The organism is Nonomuraea sediminis (genome assembly GCF_018531495.1).
Lineage (GTDB): Bacteria > Actinomycetota > Actinomycetes > Streptosporangiales > Streptosporangiaceae > Nonomuraea > Nonomuraea sediminis.
Window position 1 is genome coordinate 207,811 of record NZ_JAHDTI010000016.1, and the last position, 22,835, is coordinate 230,645.

General features: G+C 70.6%; 20 protein-coding genes. 6 read left to right on the plus strand and 14 right to left on the minus strand.

The window, feature by feature from the left end; all coding sequences use genetic code 11:
- Positions 1 to 9: 9 nt before the first annotated feature.
- On the minus strand, positions 10 to 696 hold the full coding sequence (locus tag KIK09_RS48015) for an SDR family oxidoreductase (RefSeq protein ID WP_214326256.1): 687 nt from the start codon (positions 694 to 696) through the stop codon (positions 10 to 12).
- Between the two features lie 45 nt (positions 697 to 741).
- Here KIK09_RS48015 and KIK09_RS48020 point away from each other — a divergent pair, with 45 nt between their 5' ends.
- From KIK09_RS48020 to KIK09_RS48030, 3 genes are read left to right on the plus strand one after another with little or no spacing between them, the layout of a single operon-like run.
- The gene (locus KIK09_RS48020) at positions 742 to 1,272 is read left to right on the plus strand and encodes a PadR family transcriptional regulator (protein ID WP_214326257.1); all 531 of its coding nucleotides are present in this window, start codon (positions 742 to 744) and stop codon (positions 1,270 to 1,272) included.
- Between the two features lie 17 nt (positions 1,273 to 1,289).
- Positions 1,290 to 2,243 (plus strand): ATP-binding cassette domain-containing protein, encoded by a 954-nt coding sequence (locus KIK09_RS48025; RefSeq protein WP_214326258.1) that lies wholly within the window; start codon positions 1,290 to 1,292, stop codon positions 2,241 to 2,243.
- Complete coding sequence (locus tag KIK09_RS48030) at positions 2,240 to 2,989, plus strand: ABC transporter permease (protein ID WP_214326259.1); 750 nt, start codon at positions 2,240 to 2,242, stop codon at positions 2,987 to 2,989. The genes KIK09_RS48025 and KIK09_RS48030 overlap by 4 nt, the downstream gene beginning before the upstream one ends.
- Here the strand turns inward: KIK09_RS48030 and KIK09_RS48035 are convergent.
- The 3 genes from KIK09_RS48035 to KIK09_RS48045 all read right to left on the minus strand — a co-directional run bounded on the left by KIK09_RS48035 (position 2,969) and on the right by KIK09_RS48045 (position 7,533).
- Entirely contained in the window at positions 2,969 to 3,778 is an 810-nt protein-coding gene (locus KIK09_RS48035) for a MurR/RpiR family transcriptional regulator (protein WP_250574945.1), read from the minus strand. The two genes, KIK09_RS48030 and KIK09_RS48035, sit on opposite strands and share 21 nt — an antisense overlap.
- Before the next feature lie 358 nt (positions 3,779 to 4,136).
- The gene (gene hutU, locus KIK09_RS48040) at positions 4,137 to 5,786 is read right to left on the minus strand and encodes a urocanate hydratase (protein ID WP_214326261.1); all 1,650 of its coding nucleotides are present in this window, start codon (positions 5,784 to 5,786) and stop codon (positions 4,137 to 4,139) included.
- A 40-nt stretch (positions 5,787 to 5,826) separates the two neighbouring features.
- Entirely contained in the window at positions 5,827 to 7,533 is a 1,707-nt protein-coding gene (locus tag KIK09_RS48045; protein ID WP_308164740.1) for an ABC transporter ATP-binding protein, read from the minus strand.
- 227 nt (positions 7,534 to 7,760) lie between these two features.
- Between KIK09_RS48045 and KIK09_RS48050 the strand changes: the two genes are divergently transcribed.
- The 3 genes from KIK09_RS48050 (at position 7,761) to KIK09_RS48060 (ending at position 12,026) form a co-directional block, all read left to right on the plus strand.
- On the plus strand, positions 7,761 to 9,140 hold the full coding sequence (locus KIK09_RS48050; protein WP_214326262.1) for a DUF4331 domain-containing protein: 1,380 nt from the start codon (positions 7,761 to 7,763) through the stop codon (positions 9,138 to 9,140).
- A gap of 211 nt (positions 9,141 to 9,351) precedes the next feature.
- Positions 9,352 to 10,554 (plus strand): tetratricopeptide repeat protein, encoded by a 1,203-nt coding sequence (locus tag KIK09_RS48055; RefSeq protein WP_214326263.1) that lies wholly within the window; start codon positions 9,352 to 9,354, stop codon positions 10,552 to 10,554.
- The gene (locus KIK09_RS48060) at positions 10,551 to 12,026 is read left to right on the plus strand and encodes a nickel/cobalt transporter (RefSeq protein ID WP_214326264.1); all 1,476 of its coding nucleotides are present in this window, start codon (positions 10,551 to 10,553) and stop codon (positions 12,024 to 12,026) included. Before KIK09_RS48055 ends, KIK09_RS48060 begins: the two co-directional genes overlap by 4 nt.
- Before the next feature lie 26 nt (positions 12,027 to 12,052).
- On the opposite strand, the gene KIK09_RS48065 is transcribed toward KIK09_RS48060, so the two are convergent.
- From KIK09_RS48065 to KIK09_RS48110, 10 genes are all read right to left on the minus strand, one after another.
- The gene (locus KIK09_RS48065; RefSeq protein WP_308164741.1) at positions 12,053 to 12,745 is read right to left on the minus strand and encodes a nucleotidyl transferase AbiEii/AbiGii toxin family protein; all 693 of its coding nucleotides are present in this window, start codon (positions 12,743 to 12,745) and stop codon (positions 12,053 to 12,055) included.
- The gene (locus KIK09_RS48070) at positions 12,742 to 13,059 is read right to left on the minus strand and encodes a hypothetical protein (RefSeq protein ID WP_214326265.1); all 318 of its coding nucleotides are present in this window, start codon (positions 13,057 to 13,059) and stop codon (positions 12,742 to 12,744) included. Before KIK09_RS48070 ends, KIK09_RS48065 begins: the two co-directional genes overlap by 4 nt.
- 4 nt (positions 13,060 to 13,063) lie before the next feature.
- A complete protein-coding gene (locus KIK09_RS48075; protein WP_214326266.1) occupies positions 13,064 to 13,792 on the minus strand; it encodes a hypothetical protein in 729 nt (242 codons plus the stop codon).
- Positions 13,793 to 13,795: 3 nt separating this feature from the next.
- Entirely contained in the window at positions 13,796 to 14,530 is a 735-nt protein-coding gene (locus KIK09_RS48080) for a hypothetical protein (RefSeq protein WP_214326267.1), read from the minus strand.
- Positions 14,530 to 16,596, minus strand: coding sequence for a right-handed parallel beta-helix repeat-containing protein (locus tag KIK09_RS48085; RefSeq protein ID WP_214326268.1), 2,067 nt, complete (start codon positions 16,594 to 16,596; stop codon positions 14,530 to 14,532). Before KIK09_RS48085 ends, KIK09_RS48080 begins: the two co-directional genes overlap by 1 nt.
- Positions 16,597 to 16,616: 20 nt before the next feature.
- Complete coding sequence (locus tag KIK09_RS48090; protein ID WP_214326269.1) at positions 16,617 to 17,540, minus strand: hydroxyacid dehydrogenase; 924 nt, start codon at positions 17,538 to 17,540, stop codon at positions 16,617 to 16,619.
- A 65-nt stretch (positions 17,541 to 17,605) separates the two neighbouring features.
- Positions 17,606 to 18,439, minus strand: coding sequence for a carbohydrate ABC transporter permease (locus KIK09_RS48095; RefSeq protein WP_214326270.1), 834 nt, complete (start codon positions 18,437 to 18,439; stop codon positions 17,606 to 17,608).
- Positions 18,436 to 19,305, minus strand: coding sequence for a carbohydrate ABC transporter permease (locus tag KIK09_RS48100; RefSeq protein ID WP_214326271.1), 870 nt, complete (start codon positions 19,303 to 19,305; stop codon positions 18,436 to 18,438). Before KIK09_RS48100 ends, KIK09_RS48095 begins: the two co-directional genes overlap by 4 nt.
- A gap of 786 nt (positions 19,306 to 20,091) precedes the next feature.
- Positions 20,092 to 21,390, minus strand: coding sequence for an ABC transporter substrate-binding protein (locus KIK09_RS48105; RefSeq protein WP_214326272.1), 1,299 nt, complete (start codon positions 21,388 to 21,390; stop codon positions 20,092 to 20,094).
- Between the two features lie 365 nt (positions 21,391 to 21,755).
- Positions 21,756 to 22,790: a LacI family DNA-binding transcriptional regulator gene (locus tag KIK09_RS48110; RefSeq protein ID WP_214326273.1), complete on the minus strand. Its 1,035-nt coding sequence runs from the start codon at positions 22,788 to 22,790 to the stop codon at positions 21,756 to 21,758.
- Positions 22,791 to 22,835: the final 45 nt, after the last annotated feature.

Genomic DNA, 22,835 nt, shown 5'->3' on the forward strand with positions numbered 1-22,835 from the left:
TGGATCCATTCACGTGACCGGTCCGGCCGCCGGACGCAGGGTGAGTTCGGTGAGATGGGCGTCAGGACCCGCGAAGACGGCGGCCATGATGGCCCGGGCGACGGTGTCCGGCTCCAGGTAGCGCTCGGGCTCGAAGGCGCCGCCCTCGTGCTCCCTGACCTTGCGCTGCATGTCGGTGGCCGTGCGGCCGGGATACACGGTGGTCACGCGGAGTTCGGGCTCCTCCTGCCGCAGCGCGTCGGCGAAGGCGCGCATGGCGAACTTGCTCGCCGCGTAGGCGCCCCAGCCGGGGTTGGCCCGCTGGCCGGCGCCCGAGTTGACGCAGACCACGTGGCCGCGGGCGGCGCGCAGGGCAGGCAGCAGCAGCCGGGTCAGCTCGGCCACCGCGACCACGTTGACGTCCATGACCGTGCGCCAGGTCTCGGCGGAGGTTTCGGCGATCCTGCCCAGCGGCGCGATGCCGGCGCTGTGCACGAGCACGTCCAGCCGCTCGATGCCGGCCACGTCGGCGGCCGTGACGCGGGTCAGCTCCACCGGCCAGACGGTCGCGTCCGGCAGCCCGGCGGCGACCTGGGCAAGCGCGGCCTCGTCCCGGCCGCCGAGCACGATCCGGTGCGTGGGCGCCAGGGCCTGGGCGACGGCCCGCCCGATACCGCGCGAAGCGCCCGTGATCAGGGCGGTTGGTCGATCACTCATGAGTAGATCTTGACACATATTCAAATTTGAATACAAACTTGTAGCATGTCTTCGACGCGAATCCTCATCCTCGGCCAGCTCCTCGAGGGACCGATGAACGGTTACCAGGTCCGGCGGAGCCTGGAGCGGATGGGCGCCGATCAGTGGTCCAACGTGGCCTTCGGCTCGATCTACCACGGCTTGTCCAAGATGGAGGCCGAGGGGCTCCTCGAGGTCGTCGAGGGCGGTAAGGGCGGCAGGACGGTCTACCAGATCACCGAGGCTGGTCGCCGCGAGTTCCAGCTGCTGATCACGATGGCCTGGTACAAGGTCGAACCGATCATCGACCCCTTCCAGGTGGCCCTCACGTTCATGGACCACCTGCCCAAGGAGGAACTGATCACCGCACTCGAGGCGCGCATCGGGCAGCTCAAGGGTTCGATCAAGGGCACCGAAGGCATCATCGGCCGCAAGCAGGCATACGGCGCGCCGCGCCACATCGACGAGAATCTTCGCCTCACCATCGGCATGCTCCGCACACAGCTCGCCTGGGCGGAGGAAGCTATCAAGCAGGTCGAGGCGGACGAACTCCCCTAACGAAGGAGCAACCCCCCGTGATCATTGATGCGCAGGGATTGCGCAAGACGTTCACCACGCGTTCCAGAAAGGGCACCCAGACCGTCGAGGCGGTCCGCGGCGTCGACCTGAAAATCGACAAGGGCGAGATCTTCGGCGTCCTCGGCCCCAACGGGGCGGGCAAGACCACCACCATCCGCATGCTGGCCACGCTCATCGTCCCCGACGAGGGGACGGCCACCATCGCGGGTCACGACCTGCGGCGCGAGCCCGCCGCGATCCGCCGCGAGCTCGGCTACGTGAGCCAGGAAGGTGGCGTGGAGGACACCACCTCCGCCCGCGCGCAGATCATGATGGCCGCGAGGATCCACAACGTCCCCGACCCCGCCAAGGCCACCGCCGAGGTGCTCGACCGGTTCGAGCTGACCGAGCTGGCCGACCGTCCCGGCCGCACGCTGTCCGGCGGGCAGAAACGGCGCGTGGCCATCGCGCTCGGCCTGGTGCACAGCCCGCCGCTGCTCTTCCTCGACGAGCCGACCACCGGCCTCGACCCGCAGAACAGGGCCAACCTGTGGGACCAGATCAGGCGGCTGCGCGAGCTGGGCACCAGCGTGCTGCTCAGCACCCACTACCTGGACGAGGCCGACGTGCTCTGCGACCGCCTGGTGATCGTCGACCACGGCACCGTGGTGGCCGAGGGCACCCCCGCCGCGCTCAAGCGCGAGGTGTCGGGCGACGTCATCACGTTGCGGCTCGACCGGCTGGAGGAGGCAGCCGAGGCGCTCCAGCCGCACGCCAGGGAGACGCGCATCGACGACGACGTGCTGCGTGTCTACGTCGACGACGGCGAGCACGCGCTGCCCGGCCTGCTGCGGACCCTGGAGGAGCGGGGGCTCGGGCTCGCCTCGATCGCGCTCGACCGGTCCACGCTGGACGACGTCTTCCTGGCCAAGACCGGCCGTTCGCTTCGGGACGCGGGAGCCGCCGCATGATCCGCCATCTGTCGCTGTTCACCGGGTACGAGCTGAAGAAGTCCTTCTCCAACCCGGTCTGGCCGCTGTTCGGGATCATCCAGCCGGTGCTCTACCTGCTGATGTTCGCCCCGCTGCTGAAGTCGATGACCCGCGGCGGCAGCACGGTCGAGGCGCTGCAGCTGTTCACCCCCGCCGCGATGATGATGATCGCGGTGTTCGGCTCGCTGTTCTCCGGGTTCGGCCTGATCGGCGAGCTGCGCAACGGCTCGGTCGAGCGGTACGCGGTCAGCCCGGCCTGGCGGCCCGCGATCGTGCTCGGGCGCGTGACCAGGGACATGGTCACGCTGGTCGTCCAGGCGATCCTGGTCGTGGTCGTGGCCTGGCTGATGGGGCTGCGCATCGGGATCGCGGCGCTGCTGCTGATGCTGCTGCTCATGGCCGCCACCGGGCTGTTCGCCTCCAGCCTCTCGCAGGGCCTGGCGCTGGCCGTACGGGACGAGAACGGCATGTCGCAGACGCTGAACCTCTTCATGCTGCCTGTCATGCTGCTGGCAGGCCTGTTCATCCCGATCGCGTTCGCGCCGCACTGGATGCAGGTGGTCGCGAAGATCAACCCGCTCTACTACGCGGTCGAGGCGGGACGGGCGCTGTTCACGGGCAACCTGTCGGCCGTGGAGATCCCGATCGCGTTCGCGCTGTTCATCGTGCTGGCCGCGATCACCACGGCCTGGTCGGTGCGCTCGCTACGACGCGTCGCCGGTTAGGAACACCCCGGTCTCGTCGGTCATCCGCTCGTACTCCTCCAGGCGCGCCTGGGTGCGCAGCGGCGCCGCGTCGGCCATGGCCTCCACCAGGGCCATGGCCAGCGCGAGCGGCGCAGCGTGCGAGTCGAACACGAGCCTGTCCCCCACCGGCGCGTCCAGCACCACCTCGGCGGGAAAGCCCGGCTTGTCGGTGATCACCGCGGTCCTCAGCCCCAGCTTCTGCGCGTACTCCAGAGCCTGTACGGCTTCCGCCGGATAGCGCGGCAGCACGACCGCCACCACCCACTCCGCGCCCGCCCGCCGGGCCGCGTGCAGCCCGTCGACCAGCTCGGACCCACCGTGCACCAGCAACCGCACGTCCGGGTGGATCCTGCGGGCGTAGTAGGCGAACGTGGTGGCCAGCCCCGACGACACCCGCAGCCCCAGCACGGGCAGCGGCTCGGTGGCGGCGAGCGCCTCGCCCAGCTCCTTCAGCGGCAGCGCGGCAAGGCGGTCGCGCACCACGGTGAGGTTGTGGATCTCGCTGTCGATGGCGCCCCTGATCAGCGACTCCTGGGGCGCCGCGGACCGCTCGCCGAGCACCAGCGGCCTGAGCGCCTGCTTCAGCTCCGGATACCCGGTGAAGCCGAGCACCATCGCGAACCTGGTGACCGACGGCTGGCTCACGCCCGCCCGCTCGGCCAGCTCGACGCTCGACAGGAAGATCGCGTCGTGCAGGTTCTCCGTCAGGTAGTGCGCGATCCGCCGCTGCACCGGCGAGAGCCGGCGTCCGTCCAGCAACCCATCCAATCCGCCCTGATACGCCACGAAACCTCCAACGCCTGCCACGGCGCATTCTCATCCCCGCCGTCTCACTCCCTGAACACCCACCGCTCACTCCCTGAGCACCGCGGCTTCAGGCTCTCCGGTACGGCTGGCTCACTCACTGAGCGCCACCCTGGGCCTCCCCCGCGCCGGTGCGGCGAGGAGGAGTACGGCGGAGCCCGGCGCACGGCGGTCGGCGGCCAGGCGGCGGGCTCCCTCGGGCGGGCTACAGCGGAGTCGTAGCGGCGAGCAACCGTCACCGACTCGCCGCAAGCGCCGCCCGCGGGCCCTCAGCCGGAGTACGGCGGGCGGCCGGAAGGAGCGGCCCGCCGTACAACCGATGTCAGGATTCCCGCATCGGGATGCGGACGCCCCTCTCGGCAGCCACGTCGATCGCCTCGTCGTAGCCCGCGTCGACGTGCCGCATGACGCCCGTGCCCGGGTCGTTGGTGAGGACGCGGTTGAGCTTCTCGCGGCCGAGCGCCGTGCCGTCGGCGACCGTCACCTGGCCGGAGTGGATCGAGCGGCCGATGCCGACGCCGCCGCCGTGGTGGATGGACACCCATGCCGCGCCCGAGGCGGTGTTGAGCATGGCGTTGAGCAGCGGCCAGTCGGCGATCGCATCGGACCCGTCGGCCATCGCCTCGGTCTCCCTGTACGGCGAGGCCACGGACCCGCTGTCGAGGTGGTCACGCCCGATGACGATGGGCGCCTCGAGCTCGCCGGAGGCCACCATGTCGTTGAAGCGCTCCCCGGCGAGGTTCCGCTCGCCGTACCCGAGCCAGCAGATGCGCGCGGGCAGCCCCTGGAAGTGCACCTTCTCGCCGGCTTTGCGGATCCAGCGGGCCAGCGGCTCGTTGTCGGGGAAGAGCTCAAGGATCGCCTGGTCGGTCTTGTGGATGTCGGCCGGGTTGCCCGACAGCGCCGCCCAGCGGAAGGGGCCCTTGCCCTCGCAGAACAGCGGCCTGATGTAGGCGGGCACGAACCCGGGGAAGTCGAAGGCCCTGGCGTACCCGGCCAGCTGCGCCTCGCCGCGGATGGAGTTGCCGTAGTCGAACACCTCGGCCCCGGCGTCCTTGAAGCCCACCATCGCCTCGACGTGCTTGGCCATCGACTCGCGCGCCCGCTGGGTGAAGCCCGCCGGGTCCTTGTCGCGCTCGAGCGCCATGTCCTCGAAGGCGATGCCGAGCGGCAGGTACATCAGCGGGTCGTGGGCCGAGGTCTGGTCGGTGACGATGTCGATCTCCGCGCCGCGCGCCAGGAGCGCGGGCACGGCGTCGGCCGCGTTGGCGACCACGCCGATCGACAGCGGCCGGCGCTGGTCGCGCGCCTCGTAGGCCAGGCGGAGCGCCTCGTCCAGGTTGTCGGCCTTGACGTCGAGGTAGCGGTGCTCGATGCGCCGCTCGACGCTGCGCGGGTCGCAGTCGATGCAGATCGCCACGCCGCCGTTCATGGTGACGGCCAGCGGCTGGGCGCCGCCCATCCCGCCGAGGCCGGCGGTCAGCGTGATCGTGCCGGCCAGCGTGCCGCCGAACTTCTTGGCGGCGACGGCGGCGAAGGTCTCGTAGGTGCCCTGCAGGATGCCCTGGGTGCCGATGTAGATCCAGGAACCCGCCGTCATCTGCCCGTACATGGTGAGCCCAGCGGCCTCGAGCCGGCGGAACTCCTCCCAGTTGGCCCAGTCGGGTACGAGATTGGAGTTGGCGATGAGGACGCGAGGCGCCCACTCGTGGGTGCGGAAGACCCCGACGGGGCGGCCCGACTGGACCAGCAGCGTCTCGTCCCCCTCCAGGGTCGTCAGCGTCCTGACCATCGCGTCGAAGGAGGGCCAGTCACGGGCCGCCTTGCCCGACCCTCCATAGACGACCAGCTGCTCGGGATGCTCGGCGACCTCGGGGTCCAGATTGTTCTGGAGCATGCGGAGGGCGGCCTCCTGCGGCCATCCCTTGGCGGTGATGGCGGTGCCGCGAGGCGCGCGAACGATCCTGCTCATGGCGATCCCTTCGTGAATGAACCCATTCACGACGAGCGTACTAGCTCACCAGGAACTGCGTGGCGGCCAGCTCGCGGTAGAGCTCGTCCTCCCCGACCAGGTCGGCGTGGGTTCCGACGGCCCGCACGCCGCCGCCTTCCATGACCACGATGCGGTCGGCGTTGGTCACGGTCGACAGGCGGTGCGCGATGACGAGCACGGTCGTCTCGGTGGCCACCTCCGCGATCACCTCACGCAGCCGCAGCTCGTTGACGGCGTCGAGCTGGGAGGTGGCCTCGTCGAGCAGGAGCAGCCTGGGCTTGCGCAGCAGCGCCCTGGCGATCGCCACGCGTTGCCGCTCGCCGCCCGACAGCAGCACCCCGCGGTGGCCGACGGCCGTGTCGAGCCCTTCGGGCAGGCGTTTCACCAGGTCGTCCAGGCGGGTCCGGCTGATCGCGCGCCTGAGTTCGTCCTCGGTGGCGTTCTGCGCGGCGAACAGCAGGTTCTCCCGCAGCGTGCCGGCCAGCACCGGCGCGTCCTGCTCGACGTAGCCGAGCGCCGACCGCAGCTCGCCGAGCGGCCAGTCGCGGATGTCGCGCCCGCCCACGGTGATCGTGCCGCCCTGGTGCTCGTAGAAGCGCTCGAGCAGGGCGAACACCGTGGACTTGCCCGCTCCCGACGGCCCGACCAGCGCGGTCAGCCCGCCCGGCGGCACCTCGAAGGAGACGCCGCTGTGCACGACCGGCCGGTCGTCGCCGTAGCGGAACACCACGTCGTCGAAGCGGACACCGATCGGGTCGGGCGGCTGCGGGGCGGCGGTGGCGACGGGCTCGGCGGGCAGGTCCTGGATCTCCTTGATCCGCTTGACCGCGGCCAGCCCCTGCTGCAGCTGCACGGCCCCCTCGACCAGCTGCCCGATCGGCGCGACCAGGTAGAACAGGTAGAGCAGGAACGCGATCAACGACGAGATCTCCAGCGCGCCCGAGGCCACCCTGGAGCCGCCCACGGCGAGCACGCACAGGAAGGCGAGCTGCACGGCCATCCAGGTCGCCACCCCGGCCAGCGAGGTCCACCCGGCCACCTGCATGCCGCGGTCGCGGGCGCGCTCGGCGGCCTCGCCGACCACCTCGATCTCGCGCTCCTCCGCCCCGCTGGCCTTGACCGTCCGGTAGGCCTGCAGTGCCCGGTCGAGCACCGCGCCCATCTCGCCCACGGCCGCCTGCGCCTGGTTCTGCGCCCGCTGGATCTTCGGCATGATCAGCCCGACCAGCCCGCCGATGACGACGACCACGAGCAGCGTGACCAGCAGCAGCACGCCGTCCATGGTGGCCATCATGACGATCGCGCCGACCAGCATGAAGACCGAGCCGACGGCGTTGACGATGCCATTGGTGAGCACGGACCGCAGCAGCGTCGTGTCGCCGGTCACCCGCGACAGCAGGTCGCCGGGCTTGAGCCGGTCGACGTCGGCGACCTTGAGCCGCAGCAGCCGGTCGACGAGCTTGCGCCTGGCCCCGAGCACGACGCCCTCGCCGGTGCGCTCCATCAGGTAGTTGCCCCCGGCCGAGACCACCGCGCCGAGGACCACCGCCGCCGTCAGCCCGATCAGCGGCCCGGCCATCGAGGTGTGCTCGCCGAAGGCGGCGACCACGTACTTGGCCAGCAAAGGCATCGCCAGCCCGGCGGCCGACCCGATCAGACCGAGCACCCCGCCTAAGACCAGGATCCACTTGTGCGGGCGGATGTAGACCAGCAGCTCCTTGATCACCGCTGTCTCCTCTCGCGATATATCCCGAAAGATCCCAACGAACGGGATCACGCAATCGACACCGGTCAACCTAAATTGACGACCTAAGTATGTCAACTTTCGTTGACGCTCCTCCTTGAGGAGGAGATGAACCCGGTCTCATCCGGAAGCGCGGCAGGGACGAATAGGCCGTCGAGGAACCCGGCCGGAACCTCAGACTTCCCTGGATCACCTGAAAGGACCGAACCATGGAGCTCCGGATCAACCGGCGCGCTCTAGTCGGACTCGGCGTCGCGGCGGCCCTGACCGCCTCCTCGTTCGCCCTGCTCCGTACCGACACCGGCTCTGCTTCCTCGCACCGCGAGGCCCCGGCGATCGCGGGCGACCCGCGGAACGACAACACCGACACCTACGCCTTCGTCAGCCCCGACAAGCCCGGCACGGTGACGCTGCTGGCCAACTGGATCCCGTTCGAGGAGCCGCAGGGCGGCCCGAACTTCTACTCCTTCGACACCAAGTCCCGCTACAACATCAAGATCGACAACGACGGTGACGCCGATCCCGACATCACCTACCAGTGGACCTTCCGCGACGAGGACCGCGCGGGCACGAACACCTTCCTGTACAACAATGGCCCCGTCACCTCGCTCAACGACGCGAACCTGCTCTACCGCCAGCACTACACGCTCAAGGTCATCACGGCCAAGGGCACCAAGACGCTGATCCAGGACGGCATCGTGGCCCCGAGCAACGTCGGCGCCGCCTCGATGCCCGACTACGGCACGCTGCGCGCCCAGGCCATCAAGGGCCTGCCTGGCGGCGGCAAGACCTTCGCCGGCCAGGCCGACGACCCGTTCTTCCTGGACCTTCGCGTCTTCGACCTGCTGTACGGCGGCAACCTGTCCGAGGTCGGCCAGGACACGCTCAAGGGCTACAGCGTGCACACGCTGGCCGTCCAGGTGCCCGCCGAGGAGCTGGCGCTCAAGGGCGACGCCAAGCGCAACCCGGTGATCGGCGTCTGGTCGACCACCGACAAGTGGAGCCCGAAGGGCTACGCCCAGGTCTCGCGCCTGGGCCAGGCCCTGGTCAACGAGGTCGTGGTGCCACGCGGGCTGAAGGACACCTTCAACTCGCTGCCCCCGATCAAGGACGCCGACATCCCCGCGGTGGTCAAGCGCGTGACCGACCCCGAGGTGGCCAGGCTCCTGGAGTCCATCTACGGCATCAAGGCGCCCGCGACCCCGCGCAACGACCTGGTCGAGATCTTCCTGACCGGCATCGCCAAGGGCAACGGCCCGATCAAGGCCGACCTGAACTCGCAGACCCTCAACAAGGACGCGGGCAAGCTGCGCCCGTCGGAGATGCTGCGGCTGAACATGTCGGTCCCGCCCGCCAAGGACCCCAACAGGCTCGGCGTGCTCGGCGGCGACCTGCAGGGCTACCCGAACGGCCGGCGGCTCGCCGACGACGTCGTCGACATCTCGCTGCAGGCCGTGGCGGGCGCCGCCCAGACCGGCAAGCTCGTGCCCGGCCTGACCGACAAGGTCGACAGCAACGACAGGCCCTTCCTGCAGTCGTTCCCGTACGTGGCGCTGCCCGGCAACGTCGCGGTCAACCAGCAGAAGTAGCCACCTCGATCGGCGGGTCCCCCACCCCGGGCCCGCCGGTCCTCCCGGCGGGCGGCCTTCTCCCACCGCTCGCCACCAGCGGCCGGCCGGCCGTGCCCCCGTCGCGGCCGGCCGGCCCCCTCTCGCACTTCCCGGCCGCGCCGCCGCGGCCGGCCACTCCCGCAAGTCCCGGCCGTGCCCGTCGCGGCCCGACCGCGACCTGGAGCTCTGGATGCGTTACCTGCTCGCCGCCGCCGGCCTGATCGTCGCCGGCGCGCTGGCCTTCACCGCCTTCGCGGTGTCGGCGCAGCCCGCGCCCGACACGGCGACCACGGCCATGACCACCCCGGAGACCCTGCAGGCCAGGCTCAGGCGCCTGCCCGGCGACTACCGCGGCTGGGCACAACTGGCCATGGAGTACGTCGACAAGGCCAGGATCACCGGCGATCCCTCCTACTACCCCAAGGCCGAGGGCGCGCTGGCCACCGCCGCCCGCCTCTCCCCCACCGACGACGCCGTCCTGACCGGCCAGGCCGCGCTTGCCGCCGGACGCCACGAGTTCGCCTCGGCGGTACGGCTGGCGCGGCGCGCGATCGAGGCCAACCCGTACGGCGCCGCGGCCTACGGCGTGCTGGCCGACGCCCACACTCAGCTCGGCGACCTGGCGGCCGCGGCCGAGGCGGTCGACCGGATGATGGCGCTGCGGCCCGGCGTGGCGGCCTACGCCAGGGCCTCCTACGCGGCCGAGCTCCGCGGCGACCAGGACGGCGCCCGCCGGTACATGGGCTACGCCGCCGGCGACGCCTACGTGCCCGCGGACCTCGCCTACGCCCGCTTCTACCTGGGCGAGCTGGCCTTGCGCACCGGCGACCGCGCCACGGCGGCCTCCTGGTACGCCAAGGCGCTGCAGGCCTACCCGGGCTTCACCCCGGCGCTGGCCGGCCAGGCCAGGGTGGCCGCCCTGTCCGGCCGCCTGGATGAGGCGCTCGGCCTCTACGACCAGGTCGTGGCCCGGCTCCCGCTCCCCCAGTACCTCATGGAGCAGGGCGAGGTCAGGATCAAGGCGGGCAAGCCGGCCGACTGGACGCTGCTCCAGGCGCAGCAGCGGCTCTTCAAGGCCGCCGGGGTGCGCGACGACCTCACCTTCGCCGAGTTCGAGGCCGACCACGGCTCGCCCGCCGCGGCCGTGCGCCACGCCAGGGCCGAGTACGCGCGCAACAGGAACCTGGTCGCCGCCGACGCGCTGGCCTGGGCCCTGTTCAAGGACGGGCGGGCTCGGGAGGCCCTGCCGTACGCGAAGAAGGCCGCCTCGACCGGATGGCACAACCCCCTGATCCGCTACCACCGGGCCGCGATCGAGCACGCGCTCGGCCTGGGTCCCGCGCCCGAGCCCGGCTTCGACACGTCACTGCCCGCGCTGGCGAGGTTGTCATGAGAACGCTGCTGATCGGCATGGCCATCGTGCTCGCCCACCCGCTGGGCAACTTCACCGTCAACCACTACAACGGCCTGCGGGTCTTCCCCGACCGGGTGGAGAGCACCGCCGTGGTGGACGCGGCCGAGCTGCCCACGCTGCAGGCCAAGCCGACCATCGACACCGGCTACGCCTCCCGCACGTGCGCGGCGCTTGCCGCCGCCCAACATCTGACGGTCGGCGGTACGGCTGCGCCGTGGCGGGTGGCCGACGCCCGCTTCTCCTACGCGCCGGGGCAGGGCGGGCTGCAGACGAGCCGCCTGACCTGCGAGCTGGTGGCCCGGGTGAAGGTGTCGGGGGACGTGTCGTTCACCGACGGCTTCGAGCAGGAGCGGATCGGGTGGCGGGAGGTCACGGCCGTGGGTCGCGGCGTCCGGCTGGCGCGCTCCACCGTCCCTGCCGCCAGCGTCAGCCACGAGCTGCGCGCCTACCCGGCGGACCTGCTGTCGGACCCGCTCGACCAGCGGGCCGCCACGTTCACGGCCATCCCGTTCGCCGGCGCCCTCCCCGTTCAGGGAGACACGGCCGCGCCGGATGGGTCCGCGACGCCGGACATCGCCGGCGGGGTCGGCATCGGCGGGCCGATCGGGGACGCGCTGGCCGCCCTGGACAGGACGTTCACCGCGATGGTGGGCGCCGACTCGCTCACGCTGCCGCTGGGCCTGCTGGCGGTGGGGCTCGCCGTACTGCTGGGTGCCGGGCACGCGCTGATCCCCGGGCACGGCAAGACCATCATGGCCGCCTACCTGGCAGGCCGCCGCGGCCGGCCCAGGGACGCGCTGGTGGTGGGCGCCACGGTCACCGCCACGCACACGGTCGGCGTCCTGGTGATCGGGCTGCTGCTCAGCGCCTTCACCGCCCTGGCGGGGGAATCGGTGCTGGCCTGGCTGGGGGTGGCGAGCGGCGTCCTCATCGCGGTCATCGGCGTCCGCCTCCTCCTCAACGCCCGCCACGAATCCACCCACGGCCACGGCCACGGCCACGGCCACGGGCACGGGCACGGGCACGGGCACGGGCACGGGCACGGGCATGGACATGGGCATGGGCATGGGCTTGGGCACAGGCACGACCACGACCACGACCACGGCGGCGACCAAGGCGGCGACGGTGGTGAGCGGGGCAGGCGGCTCGGGCTGGTGGGGATGGGCGTGGCGGGTGGCCTGGTGCCGAGCCCGTCGGCGCTGATCGTCCTGCTGGGCGCGATCGCCCTCGGGCGCACCTGGTTCGGCGTGGCGCTGGTGACGGCCTACGGCTTCGGCATGGCGGCCACGCTCACGGTCACGGGACTCCTGCTGGTCAAGGTCGTCGACCGCCTGGAGCGCAGCCGCCGCCGCGTCTTCACCCGCCTGTCGCGCCTGGCCCCGCTGGGCACGGCCACCATGGTCGTCCTCCTGGGCGCCGGCCTGGCCATCCGCTCGGCCGCGATCCTCTAGCCGCCGCGATCCTCTAGCCCCGGGGATCAGTCGACCTCCGGCACATCCGGGTCGTCCCAGTCGGCGTCCCCGTCGTCGGCCCGCCTCAGCTTGATGTCCTCCACCCACGCGTAGGCGAGGCGCCGGATCTCGTGCAACCGCTCCTCTCCGATCCCGTAGGCCAGGAACGCCTCGTCGGCCAGCAGGTCGACGCTCTCCAGTCGCTGGATCAGGTCCTCCAGGAGGAACTCGTCATCGTGGAGTGCGCCGAGCCGCTCCAGCTCCCGGAAGGAGTAGAGATCGGAGACGGCGGCCACGTCAATGAAGTCACGCGGCACACCACGCTGATGAAGCGCCCGGACCTTGAGGCCTACCGCATCGTCCTGGCCGACCACCTCGCAGAGCTCCAGCTTCAGCGGCCGCCCAAGCGACGCCTCGCGGAGCAGGTCGAACTCGCAGGCCTGCTCGGTGACCTCGTCGGTGACGATCAGGCGCCCCATCCGCTGGGTGACCTCCAGCACCTCGACCGTGAACCCTTGCGCCCGGAATTCCGCGGCGACCTGCGCGGCGATCTCGGGCAGCGGGGTCTCGCTCGCCGTGGCGAAGTCGAGGTCCTGGCTCGGCCGCTCGGTGAATCCGTGGGCGCGCATCGCGTATCCACCGGCGAGCAGCAGCCCGAAGCGCTCGCACACCGGCCGGGCGGTCTCCAGCAGGAGGAGGTGGAAGGCGGGGAGCCTCACTCGGGCGCCAACCCCGGGAAGTGCGTCTCCCACGCCTTGCGCAGCGGGCGTCCCATGAGCTTGCGCAACCGCGGCCAGTCGCTCCTCAGGTGGTCGGCGCAGATGTACTGCTCGACGTCCACCCGCCGCCCTTCCGCGAGCACTGCCTGATACATCGACATGCGCAGGCGGGGATCGGAGACGTCGTAGGCGCGCAGGCCGGACCAGGCGAGGTGCAGCGGCAGTTCGACCGTGCCCTCCGCCGGGCCGTGCAGGTCGTCGAGGGAGTCGGGCACCCGATCCTCGATCCCCTCCCACCGCGAAGGAAGCGTCACACCTCTAAGTATGCCGACGGCCCCGGCGGGTGGAGGGGAGATCGTGGCGGCCGGACACGAACTCCTGGAAGGCGATCTTGACCCGGATGACCGGGCGCCGCCAGCGTTCCTCCCTGCGTAGCGCCTTGGCCACCTTCCTGGAGGCGAAGAACCAATGGGCCCACGGCGAGCCCGGACGCGCCAGCCGTACCGCGCCGATGACCAGGAGGAAGGGGACGAACAGCCCGACGAGGCCGGTCCAGATCTTGCCCTTGAGCAGCGTGATGATGGCCAGTGCCAGGTTGGCCACGATGATCGCGGTAGGGCTGATCGGGGTGCTGAAGTCCCAGCTCAGCGGCTTGAGCCCCATCAGCAGCAGCCCCGTGACCGCCACGGCCACGAAGACGGCGTCGACGGAGGTGCGGCCCTCCTCCTCCCAGTACACGTCGTGCAGGTGCAGGATCAGCGCGAACTCGTCCAGCACGAGCGCCGACCCGACGCCGAAGATCGCGGCGGTCCACGCGCTGCCGGCCATCAGCCCGGCGACGCCGCCGACCAGCATGAGCACGACGCCGAACACGACGTGGTGGATGTGCATCTCGCCGACGCTGACGTTGCGGAACCAGCCGATCTTGGCCCTGATGAGGCGGACGTTGATGCGGGTGGCGACGAAGGTGACGATGAGCGCGACGAAGAAACAGAACAGCGGCAGCCGTCCCGTGCCGACGATGCTTTGCGCGAACCAGTTCCCCATGACCTAGGACACGATGGTACGAGCCCCCCGGACTTGATCGAACCCGGCCCGCTTCTGGAGTGCCCGCGTGTACTCCTCCAGGATGAGCGCCTGGCGCACGTTCTCGCGCGCCTCGGCGAACGGCGGCGCGTCCGTGCCCGCCATCCGCCTGTACTGCTCGCGCAGCCGCCGGTCGGAAAGGTCAAGGTGGGCGGCGTAGCGCTTGCTGAGCGCGGCGTCCAGTTCGGCCGCGCGGACCTGGGCGTAGGTGTACTCGTCGTAGCTCGGCACGCCGGGCAGCGGGCGTCCCGCCGCGGCGGCCTCGGCTCTGCGCCGGTTCTCGGCCGCGAGCTCCCGCTGGAAGCCCGCCTCGCTGACGTCTGACAGCAGGCCCTCCTCGCGTGCCCAGATCCGCCGGGCCTTGTCCAGTACGGCTTGGCCGACCGCCCGCTGCCGCAGCCGTTCCCTGGCGGTGACCCCGGCGTGCGGCTTGTCCCAGAACCCGGGTCCGAGCGGCACGCCGTACCGGGAGAACTCCGAGACGACCTCGGCCCTGATCGTGGCCGCGGCCCTGAGCACCTCGGTGGCCGTCACGGGTTCGCCGTCGAACGCGGTGCCCGTCCGGGTGCCGAGCACCTGGGCGGGCGTGGCCGCGGCGGTGAGCGCGGCGGGCTCGCCGCCGCCGCAGGCGCCGGTCAGCGCCACGACCAGGGCCATGGCGGCAGCCGTACCGAATGCCCTGATCGTGGCGCCCGTCATCAGGCGATCTTCATGTCGAAGACGTGCAGGCCGGCGTTGGCCAGGGGGCTGCCGTCGGGCAGCGTGACCGAGGCGACCGTCTTGGCCGGGTCGAGCGGGACCGCATACCCGAAGACCGACACACCGGACTCGCGGGTCTGGCCGCTGGCCGGGTTCTTGCTGCTGGTCTGGGTGATGTTGTGGTAGTCCGTGTGGGCCACCACAACGCCGCCCTCGGGGGCCGTCGAGTCCCAGAAGTCACCGAAGCGCACCATCTTGTCCTCGACTGTGCCGTCGGCGTAGGTGACCTTGACGACGCCCTCGCGCACCTTGAACACGCCCACGCCCAGCAGGACCAGCTTGCCGCCCTGCCCGGACAGCCGGATCGTCTGGCCCGCGGCCTTGACGTTGTCGACCCAGCCGTAGGCGCGCGGGTGCCAGACGAAGTCCGCGCCGAGCACGCTCACGGTCTTGCCCGGGACCAGCCCGGCCTGCTCCAGCCCCTGCCCCGGGTAGCTGCGGCCGCTGGTGGACAGGCCGCCGGTGTTGGGGTTCAGCTCGGAGCTCACGCCGACGTTGTTGTAGGCGTCCTCGATCCGCGCGTACGGCGCGGCCGCGACGGCCTCGCCGGAGTACGCGCCCCGGGCCAGGGTCGTGAGCGGGTTGCCGAAGTAGTCACGCTCGCCCAGCCCGTCGACCGGCGAGCCGGAGCCCAGCGCGGGCGAGCCCGCCAGCAGCTTGTAGCCGTCCACGTCGGCGGCGCCGGTCGCGGTGCCGGGCGCGGCCAGCTTCGGATCGGTGGTCACGGCCCTGGCATCGGAGGCCGCCGCGGTCACGCCGCCGTAGTAGACGTTGGCGTCGTAGGCGATGCCCGTGCCTGCGGGGAACGTGCCCTCCGGGGCGTAGAAGATGTTGTTGACCAGCTTGGAGTCCTTGTTGGGGATCCTGAGGTCCACCTTCTGGCTGGCGCAGAAGAAGGTGTTGTTGTAGATCCGCAGCGGCGCCGTGTCGGTGTCGGCGATGCGGCAGTCGTCCTGCGCGATGTTGAAGCGCAGCACGGCCGTGGCGTTGTAGTTGGGGAACTCCGTGCAGCCCTGGCAGCCGAGGAAGAATCCTCCGCCGTTGTCGTGGGAGTAGTTGTACTGGTAGACGCAGGATCCCTTGATCCCGCCGTCGCAGTCCCAGGCGGTGGAGTCGTAGATGGTGGGCCGCTGCCTGGTCACCTCGTTGAACTGGAAGACCGGGTCGATGGAGTTGATCGGCCACATGCCGGCGAAGTTGCCGTCGACGTAGGGGTACTTGCCCGCGCCGCCCTCGTCGAAGAGGTTGTGCTCCACCAGCGGCCGGTCGGAGGCGTGCACCACGATGCCGTCGCCGCCGACGGCCCTGATCGTGTTGCGCGCGATGTAGACGTCGCGGTGGTAGTCGTTGCCCTTGCGGCTGATCTTGATCCCGCCGCCGCCGGTGTCGTGGATGTAGTTGCCGGTGATCGTGATGCCGTCGATCGGGCCCGGCACGCCGTCGGGCAGCGCCTGGATGCTGATGCCCGCCGAGTAGGCGAACCAGGAGGAGTTCGCGCCGGTCTTGTTGCCCCAGCCGGCCACGTCGGAGATCTCCAGGTCGCGCAGCACCAGCCCGCTCTTGGCCTCGGCGGTCGTGGAGTTGTACTGGATGCCGGTGCGCTTGGCCGTGGTCGGCGCCGGGTTCGTGACGTGCAGCTTCTCGATCGTCACGTAGCTGTTGTCGACCAGGTGGATCGCCCACTGGCCGCCGTCGCCCTGGATGATCGGCTTGGGTCCGTCGCCGTAAGAGGTGAACGTGATCGGCCGGCCCGCCGTACCGGATCCGACCGGCTCGAGACGGCCGACGCAGACGGTGCCGGTGCGGAACTTGATCTTGTCCTTGGCCTGCAGCTGCAGGGCGTTGACGGCGGCCAGGCTGTTGAGCGGCTCGGCGGCGGTGCGGCCCGAGCCGCCGTCGGGGGCCTGGCAGTCGACGAAGAAGTTGCGCGCGGCCTCGGCCTGGGCCGGGGCCGTCATCATGCCGAGCGCGACCGCCAGGGCGGCGAGGGTGGGGGTTAAGCGCATGTGTTCCTCTTTCGGGGGGGTCAGGCGGAACGTGACAGCGTGGCGGGCTCCACGCCGTGCAGGAACGGCAGGCCGCGCCGGTAACGGTCGAGCTCGTCCAGAGCGAGGTCCGCCATCCGGGCGAGCTCCCCGCCGAGCGACCCGGCGATGTGCGGGGTCACCAGGGCGTTCGGCAGGTCGTAGAGCGGGGAGTCGGCGGGCAGGAACTCGGGCTCGGTGTGGTCGAGCACCGCGTACAGCCGCCCCGAGGCCACCTCGGCGGTCAGCGCCTCCTGGTCGACCAGCGCCGCCCTGGCGGTGTTGATCACCGTGGCGCCGTCGCGCATCGCGGCCAGCAGCGGGCGGGACAGCAGGTGCCGGGTCTCGGGCAGGTCGGGCGCGTGCAGGCTGACCACGTCCGAGCGGGCGACCAGCTCCTCGAGCCCGACCTGCGCCACGCCCAGGTCCTCCCGCAGGTACGGGTCGCTGACCAGCACCTCCAGGTCGAACGGCCGCAGCAACTCGATCACGCGCCGCCCGATCCGCGAGGCGCCGACGATGCCCACGACGCGGCGGTAGTTGCCGAACCCGGGGAAGCGGGCGTCCCAGTCGAGCCGCCCGCGCCGTTCCCGGTAGAGGCGGGCGATGTCCAGCACGCGCTTGTTGGCGAACAGGATCGCGGCGAGCGTGAACTCCGCGACGGGCTCTGCGTTGGCGGAGGCCGCCGAGGAGACCACGATGCCGCGCTCCCAGCAGGCCTGGGTGACATGGCCCTTGACCGAGCCCGCGGCGTGCACGATGGCCTTCAGCCTGGGCGCCCCCGCCAGTACCTCGGCGGTGACCGGCGGGCAGCCCCAGGAGGTGAACAGCACCTCGGTCTGGCTCAGGTCGGCCCCGGCGAAGCCGCCCACCCGCCCCTGGACGTCGGCGATCTCCGCCAGGCGGCTCTCGATCTCACTGGTCATGAGTCGCTCGGCCACACCCGCGGCCATGGCGACAAGAGTTTTCACACGTTCCCCCGAAATGTCTGTCACTTGACGCTGCCCGCCGTCATCCCGGCCTTCCAGAACCGCTGCAGCGACACGAAGACGAGCAGCAGCGGGATCACCGACAGCAGGGAGCCGGTGATCACCAGGCTGTGGAACTCGGGAAAGGCGTTGCCCTGCTTCTCCCAGGTGAACAGGCCCAGGCTGAGCGGGTAGAGGTGCTGGTCGTTGAGCATCACCAGCGGCAGGAAGAAGTTGTTCCAGATCGCGGTGAACTGGAACAGGAAGATCGTCACGTAGGCGGGCAGCAGCATCGGCAGCGCGACGCGCACGAACGTCGTGATCTCCCCCGCTCCGTCGGACCTGGCGGCCTCGAGCACCTCGCCGGGCACGTATCCCGCGCTGAGCACGCGCGCCAGGTAGACGCCGAACGGGTGCACCAGCACCGGCACGAACACCGACCAGAACGTGTTGACCATCCCGATCTCGGAGGCCAGCAGGTAGAGCGGGATAGCGGTGGCTGTCGTGGGCACCAGCACGCCGAGCAGCACCAGGCCGAACAGCTTCTCCTTGCCCAGCCAGTGGTACTTGTCGAAGGCGTAACCGCACATCACCGACACCAGCGCGCTCACGGCCGCGCCCACCCCGGCGTACAGGACGCTGTTGCCGTACCAGCGCAGGAAGATCCCGCCGCTCTCGGCCAGCACGTTCCTGACGTTGGTGAACAGGTTGAACTCGCCGAAGGCGAAGCCGTTGGTGGAGTACAGGTCCGTGAGCGACTTCGTCGAGGAGAACAGCAGCCACGTCAGCGGCAGCAGCGTGTAGAGCGTGGCGACGATCAGCAATCCGTTGACCGCGGCCCTGGACATCCACCTCATCGCCTGCTCCCCCACCTGGTCACCGCGTACGAGGCCACCGCCGCCAGCAACGCGAGCAGGATCGAGGCCGCCCCGGCCTGGCCGATGTCGTTGTTGCCGAACGCCTGGTTGTAGGCGTACATGTTGGGCGTCCAGGTGCTGACGATCCCGTCGCTGACGTTGTCGAGCACCATCGGCTCGGTGAACAGCTGCAGCGAGCCGATGATCGTGAACAGCACCGTGGTGACGACCGCGCCACGGATCAGCGGCAGCTTGACGCCCAGCGCGATGCGGACCGCGCCCGCGCCGTCCAGCCTGGCCGCCTCCACCACCTCGGCCGGGATGGCCTGCAGCGCGGCGAAGTAGATGATCATGTTGTAGCCGACCCACTCCCACAGCGCGACGTTGACCACCGAGCCGAGCGCGTGCCCGCCGCCCAGGAAGTCCACGTCGCCGAGCAGGTCCACGACCGGGCTGACGCCGGGCAGGTACAGGTAGAGCCAGATCAGCCCCGCGATCACCCCCGGCACGACGTGCGGCAGGAAGAGCCCGAGCTGGAACAGCCTGGTCAGCTTGGCCAGCCCCGAGTCCAGCAGCAGCGCGAGCGCCAGCGCCCCGCCGATCATCAGCGGGATGTACAGCACGCAGTACCCGAGGATGATCAGGAACCCGTCGGTGAACGCCACGTCCTTCACCGTGTCCAGGTAGTTGCCCAGCCCGACGAAGACCGTCTCGCTCCCGCCGAACCCGAGCCCCGACGACTTCTCGCTGAACAGGCTCAGGTAGACGGCATAGCCCAGCGGCGCCAGGATCGCCACCGCGAACAGCACGAAGAACGGCGCCGTGAACAGCAGGATTGCCCCTCTACGGCGCGCACTCTCCCTCACCTCACACCTCCAAGATCTCGTCCATCACCCGCACAACCAACCACCGCGCCCGCACCTCCCTGAACGGCAGACCACCGTCAGTTCCTCTCTGTACGGCGGGCCACCGCCACCGCCTCCCGCCGTCGCGGGCTCGCGTGACGTCAGCACGCTGACGCATGACGCACTCCGCTCCCCGCCGCCACGACGCCCACCACCCACCTGTCCCGGCCCTCGCCGGACCGCCGTCCACGTCGCGCCGACCACCACCGCCCGGCTTCTCGCCGACCCGGCGCGGGGACCGGAGCGCACCAGGACTCCGGGGAGCCCATCGCCCCGCCCCACCTGCGCCGGTGCGGCGATCGGGGCATCGCCTCCAAGGCCATCGCCCCGATCCCACCAGCGCAGGTGCGGGGCACCGCTTCCGAGAGACCATCACCCCCGTCCCGCCTGCGACGGTGTCGCGATCGGGCGCCGCCTCCCGAGGCCATCGCCCCAGTCCCACCAGTGCCGGTGCGGCGGTCGGGCGTCGACTCCCGAGACCGTCGCGCCGGTCTCACCTGCGCCGGTGCGGTGAGGCGTGGGGCGGTGGTCGTCGGCGCGACGTGGGCGGCGCCCGGCCGAGATCCCGCGGCGGCTGGGTCTTGTGCGTCGTAGCGGCGCCTAGCCGGCATCACCGGAGGAGCGTCTCCCTGGACTGGGCGCAGCCGAAGTGCGGCGACTGGCGGTGGGGGCGGCTCGCCGTACGGAACGACAAGCCGCACAGAGCCGTACAGGACGACAAGCCGCACGGAACGGCCGAGAGCGGGGTCACTGCTGGGCGACGTTGAGGCCGCGGGACTTGATCTCGGCGACCGTGGACTGCTGGACCGTGTCGAGAGTGGCGGGGATCGTGGTCTCGCCGCTGCTCACCTTGCCGAGCGCGTCCTTGAACGAGGTGAGCGTCTGCACCATGCTCGGCCCCCACGTCCACCCGGGCTGGATGGTCTTGTAGGCGTCGGAGAAGAGGGCGTAGATGTCCTGCCCGCCGTAGAAGGAGGCGTCGAAGCTCTTGGCCGCGACGGGCACCAGGTCGGCGATGGCGGGGAAACCGCTGGAGGTGCCGGAGGCCAGGCGGGCCTTCCACGCGTCCTCCGACCCGGTCAGCCACTTGATGACCTCGGCCGCGGCCTTGGTGTTCTTGCTGGTCTTGCTCACGCCGAACGTGGTGCCGCCGAGCATGCCGCTGGCCGGGGTGCCCCAGTTCGGGACGGGGGCGATGGCCCACTTGCCCGACTGGCCGGCGTGGTTGCCCTTCATGACGCCCGCGCCCCAGTTGGCGCCTACGTAGCCCCAGAGGGTGTCGTCCTCGAAGGCGGCGTTCCACTCCTGGCTGAAGGACGGCTGGACCTTGACCAGGTCGTCCTTGACCAGGCCCTGCCAGTAGTCGGCGACCTTCTTGCTGGCCTCGTCGTTGATCGAGACCTTCCACGCCTCGCCCTCGGTGCCGAACCACTTGCCGCCGGCCTGCCAGGACAGGGCGGCCAGGACGCTCGGGTCGTCGGGGAAGAAGGTCGCGATCCTGGCCTTCTTGTCGGCCTTCTTGACCTGCTCGGCGGCCTTGCGGAAGTCGTCCCAGGTCTTGGGGATCTCGATCTTGTTCTTCTCGAAGAGGTCCTTGCGGTAGAAGAACACCTGGGGGGCGGCGTCCATGGGCAGCGACCAGGTCTTGCCGCCGAGGGTCACGAGGCTGAACACGTTGTCCGGATATTTCGTCTTAACGTCGGCTACGTCGCTGCTGATGTCCTGCAGTGCGCCCTGGTTGACGAAGTCGGGCAGCTGCGGGTACTCGACCGACATCACGTCGGGAGCGTTGCCCGCCTTGACGGCGTTGGAGAACTTGGCGTAGCCGCCGGCGTTGCCCGAGGGGATCTCCTCGAACTTGATCTGGATGTCCTTGTGCGACTTGTTGAAGGCCTCGACGACCTCCTTGGTGCCCTTGGCCCAGCCCCAGAAGGTGACCTGCGTGCCCTGGGCGGCGGGAGCAGCGTCCCCACCCCCACCGCCGCAGGCCGCGAGCACGGCCATCCCGAGCACTGCTACAGCCACGGTGGCGCGCTTGCGTTCCATGATTGCTCCTCATCGCTTCCGATCGCTAATGCATCATTCGCTCATTCGTGAGCGAATGTCTAGATATCGATCAGTAACGAAATGAACGCGAAACCCGCCATCCGCCCCGCCGCATGCCACTACGGGGCGCCATCCCCACCAGGACCGTCGCCGCACGTGGCAGCAGCTCCCCGCGCACACGACAGACCGCCCGGGGACGCGCCCCGGCTCGACCGAGTCCGCCCGCACGGTCTCCTTGCTCGCCGTACCAGGCGCCGGACAACCGCCACACACCTTCTCGCCGACCCGGCGGGGTGAGGGCGAGGGGTGTGCGTCGGCCGTGCGTGGGCGTCGGAGGGGGGCCGTACGGCTTCTTGTCGGCCCGGCTAGGGGTGGGGGGCTGTGGAGGAGCGGATGCGGAGTTGGGGGAGGAGGGCCAGGTGTTGGCCGGGGAGGTCGGGGTGTTCGAGGCGGCGGAGCAGGAGGGTGACCGCGGCGCGGCCGACGGCGGACTTGGGTGGGGCGACCGCCGTGAGGGCAGGGTCGCTGAGGGCGGCGACCTCGTCGTCGTAGGCCACGATCGAGACGTCCACGGGGATGCGGACCCCGGCGATGCGCAGGTGCTGGACCAGGAGGAGCGCGTCCTCGTCGTTGTGGACGAGCAGGCCGGTCACCGCACCCGACCTGATGGCCGACACCACGGCCTCGACCTGCGAGGGCGAGGGGCCTTCCTGCTCGATCCCGAACTCGCCGGGATCCGACAGGCCCAGGTCGCGCACGGCGGCGAGGAAGCCGTGGCGGACCCGGGGCGCGGTCGGGCTGTTGCGCGTGACCATCGCCACCCGCCGGTGCCCGAGCTCCGCCAGGTGCCGGACGCCGAGGAAGGCCCCGTGCGCGTGGTGCGAGGCGGCCGCGTCGAGCAGCGAGGCGGGCCCGCCGAGTGAGGCCCGCCGTTCCACCAGGACGGCGGGCACCCCGAGACCGGCCAGCCACGAAGCGTGCGACTCGTCCGGCTGCCTGCTCGGCGTGAGCAGCAGACCCTCGACCCCGCCGTCGATCAGCTGCCTGACCTGCTTGCGGTCCTCCTCGTCGTCGTAGCGCGAGACGCCGAGCACGAGCCTGGCCCCCAGCCGCTCGGCCTCCTGCCTGGCCCCCTTGATCACGTTCGGGTAGTAGTAGGTGGCCGAGGGCACCAGCATCCCGATCGTCAACGCCTCCTGCGCCATCACGTCCGGCAGTACGGCAGGCCGCGTGATGCCGCCGTGGACGCGGTTGACCAGGCCCCGCCCGGCCAGGAACTCCACGTCTCGGCGCAGGGTGACCATGGAGACCCCGAGCCGGTCGACGAGGTCGGCCAGCCGTACCGATCCTCGCTCGCGCACCTCGCGCAGGATCACTTCGTGACGTTCTTCGGCGAACACCGGGGGCTCCTTCGACTAGACACCACAGATCCTAGCGAGGTCGCT

What these genes read in the sequence shown, in the direction of transcription:
- KIK09_RS48020 (WP_214326257.1), top strand. Translation starts at nt 742, where the DNA reads ATGTCTTCGACGCGAATCCTCATCCTCGGCCAGCTCCTCGAGGGACCG.
- KIK09_RS48075 (WP_214326266.1), bottom strand. Translation starts at nt 13,792, where the DNA reads ATGGGGAACTGGTTCGCGCAAAGCATCGTCGGCACGGGACGGCTGCCG.
- KIK09_RS48105 (WP_214326272.1), bottom strand. Translation starts at nt 21,390, where the DNA reads ATGGAACGCAAGCGCGCCACCGTGGCTGTAGCAGTGCTCGGGATGGCC.
- KIK09_RS48015 (WP_214326256.1), bottom strand. Translation starts at nt 696, where the DNA reads ATGAGTGATCGACCAACCGCCCTGATCACGGGCGCTTCGCGCGGTATC.
- KIK09_RS48095 (WP_214326270.1), bottom strand. Translation starts at nt 18,439, where the DNA reads ATGAGGTGGATGTCCAGGGCCGCGGTCAACGGATTGCTGATCGTCGCC.
- KIK09_RS48050 (WP_214326262.1), top strand. Translation starts at nt 7,761, where the DNA reads ATGGAGCTCCGGATCAACCGGCGCGCTCTAGTCGGACTCGGCGTCGCG.
- KIK09_RS48060 (WP_214326264.1), top strand. Translation starts at nt 10,551, where the DNA reads ATGAGAACGCTGCTGATCGGCATGGCCATCGTGCTCGCCCACCCGCTG.
- KIK09_RS48085 (WP_214326268.1), bottom strand. Translation starts at nt 16,596, where the DNA reads ATGCGCTTAACCCCCACCCTCGCCGCCCTGGCGGTCGCGCTCGGCATG.
- hutU (WP_214326261.1), bottom strand. Translation starts at nt 5,786, where the DNA reads ATGAGCAGGATCGTTCGCGCGCCTCGCGGCACCGCCATCACCGCCAAG.
- KIK09_RS48080 (WP_214326267.1), bottom strand. Translation starts at nt 14,530, where the DNA reads ATGACGGGCGCCACGATCAGGGCATTCGGTACGGCTGCCGCCATGGCC.
- KIK09_RS48055 (WP_214326263.1), top strand. Translation starts at nt 9,352, where the DNA reads ATGCGTTACCTGCTCGCCGCCGCCGGCCTGATCGTCGCCGGCGCGCTG.
- KIK09_RS48030 (WP_214326259.1), top strand. Translation starts at nt 2,240, where the DNA reads ATGATCCGCCATCTGTCGCTGTTCACCGGGTACGAGCTGAAGAAGTCC.
- KIK09_RS48090 (WP_214326269.1), bottom strand. Translation starts at nt 17,540, where the DNA reads ATGACCAGTGAGATCGAGAGCCGCCTGGCGGAGATCGCCGACGTCCAG.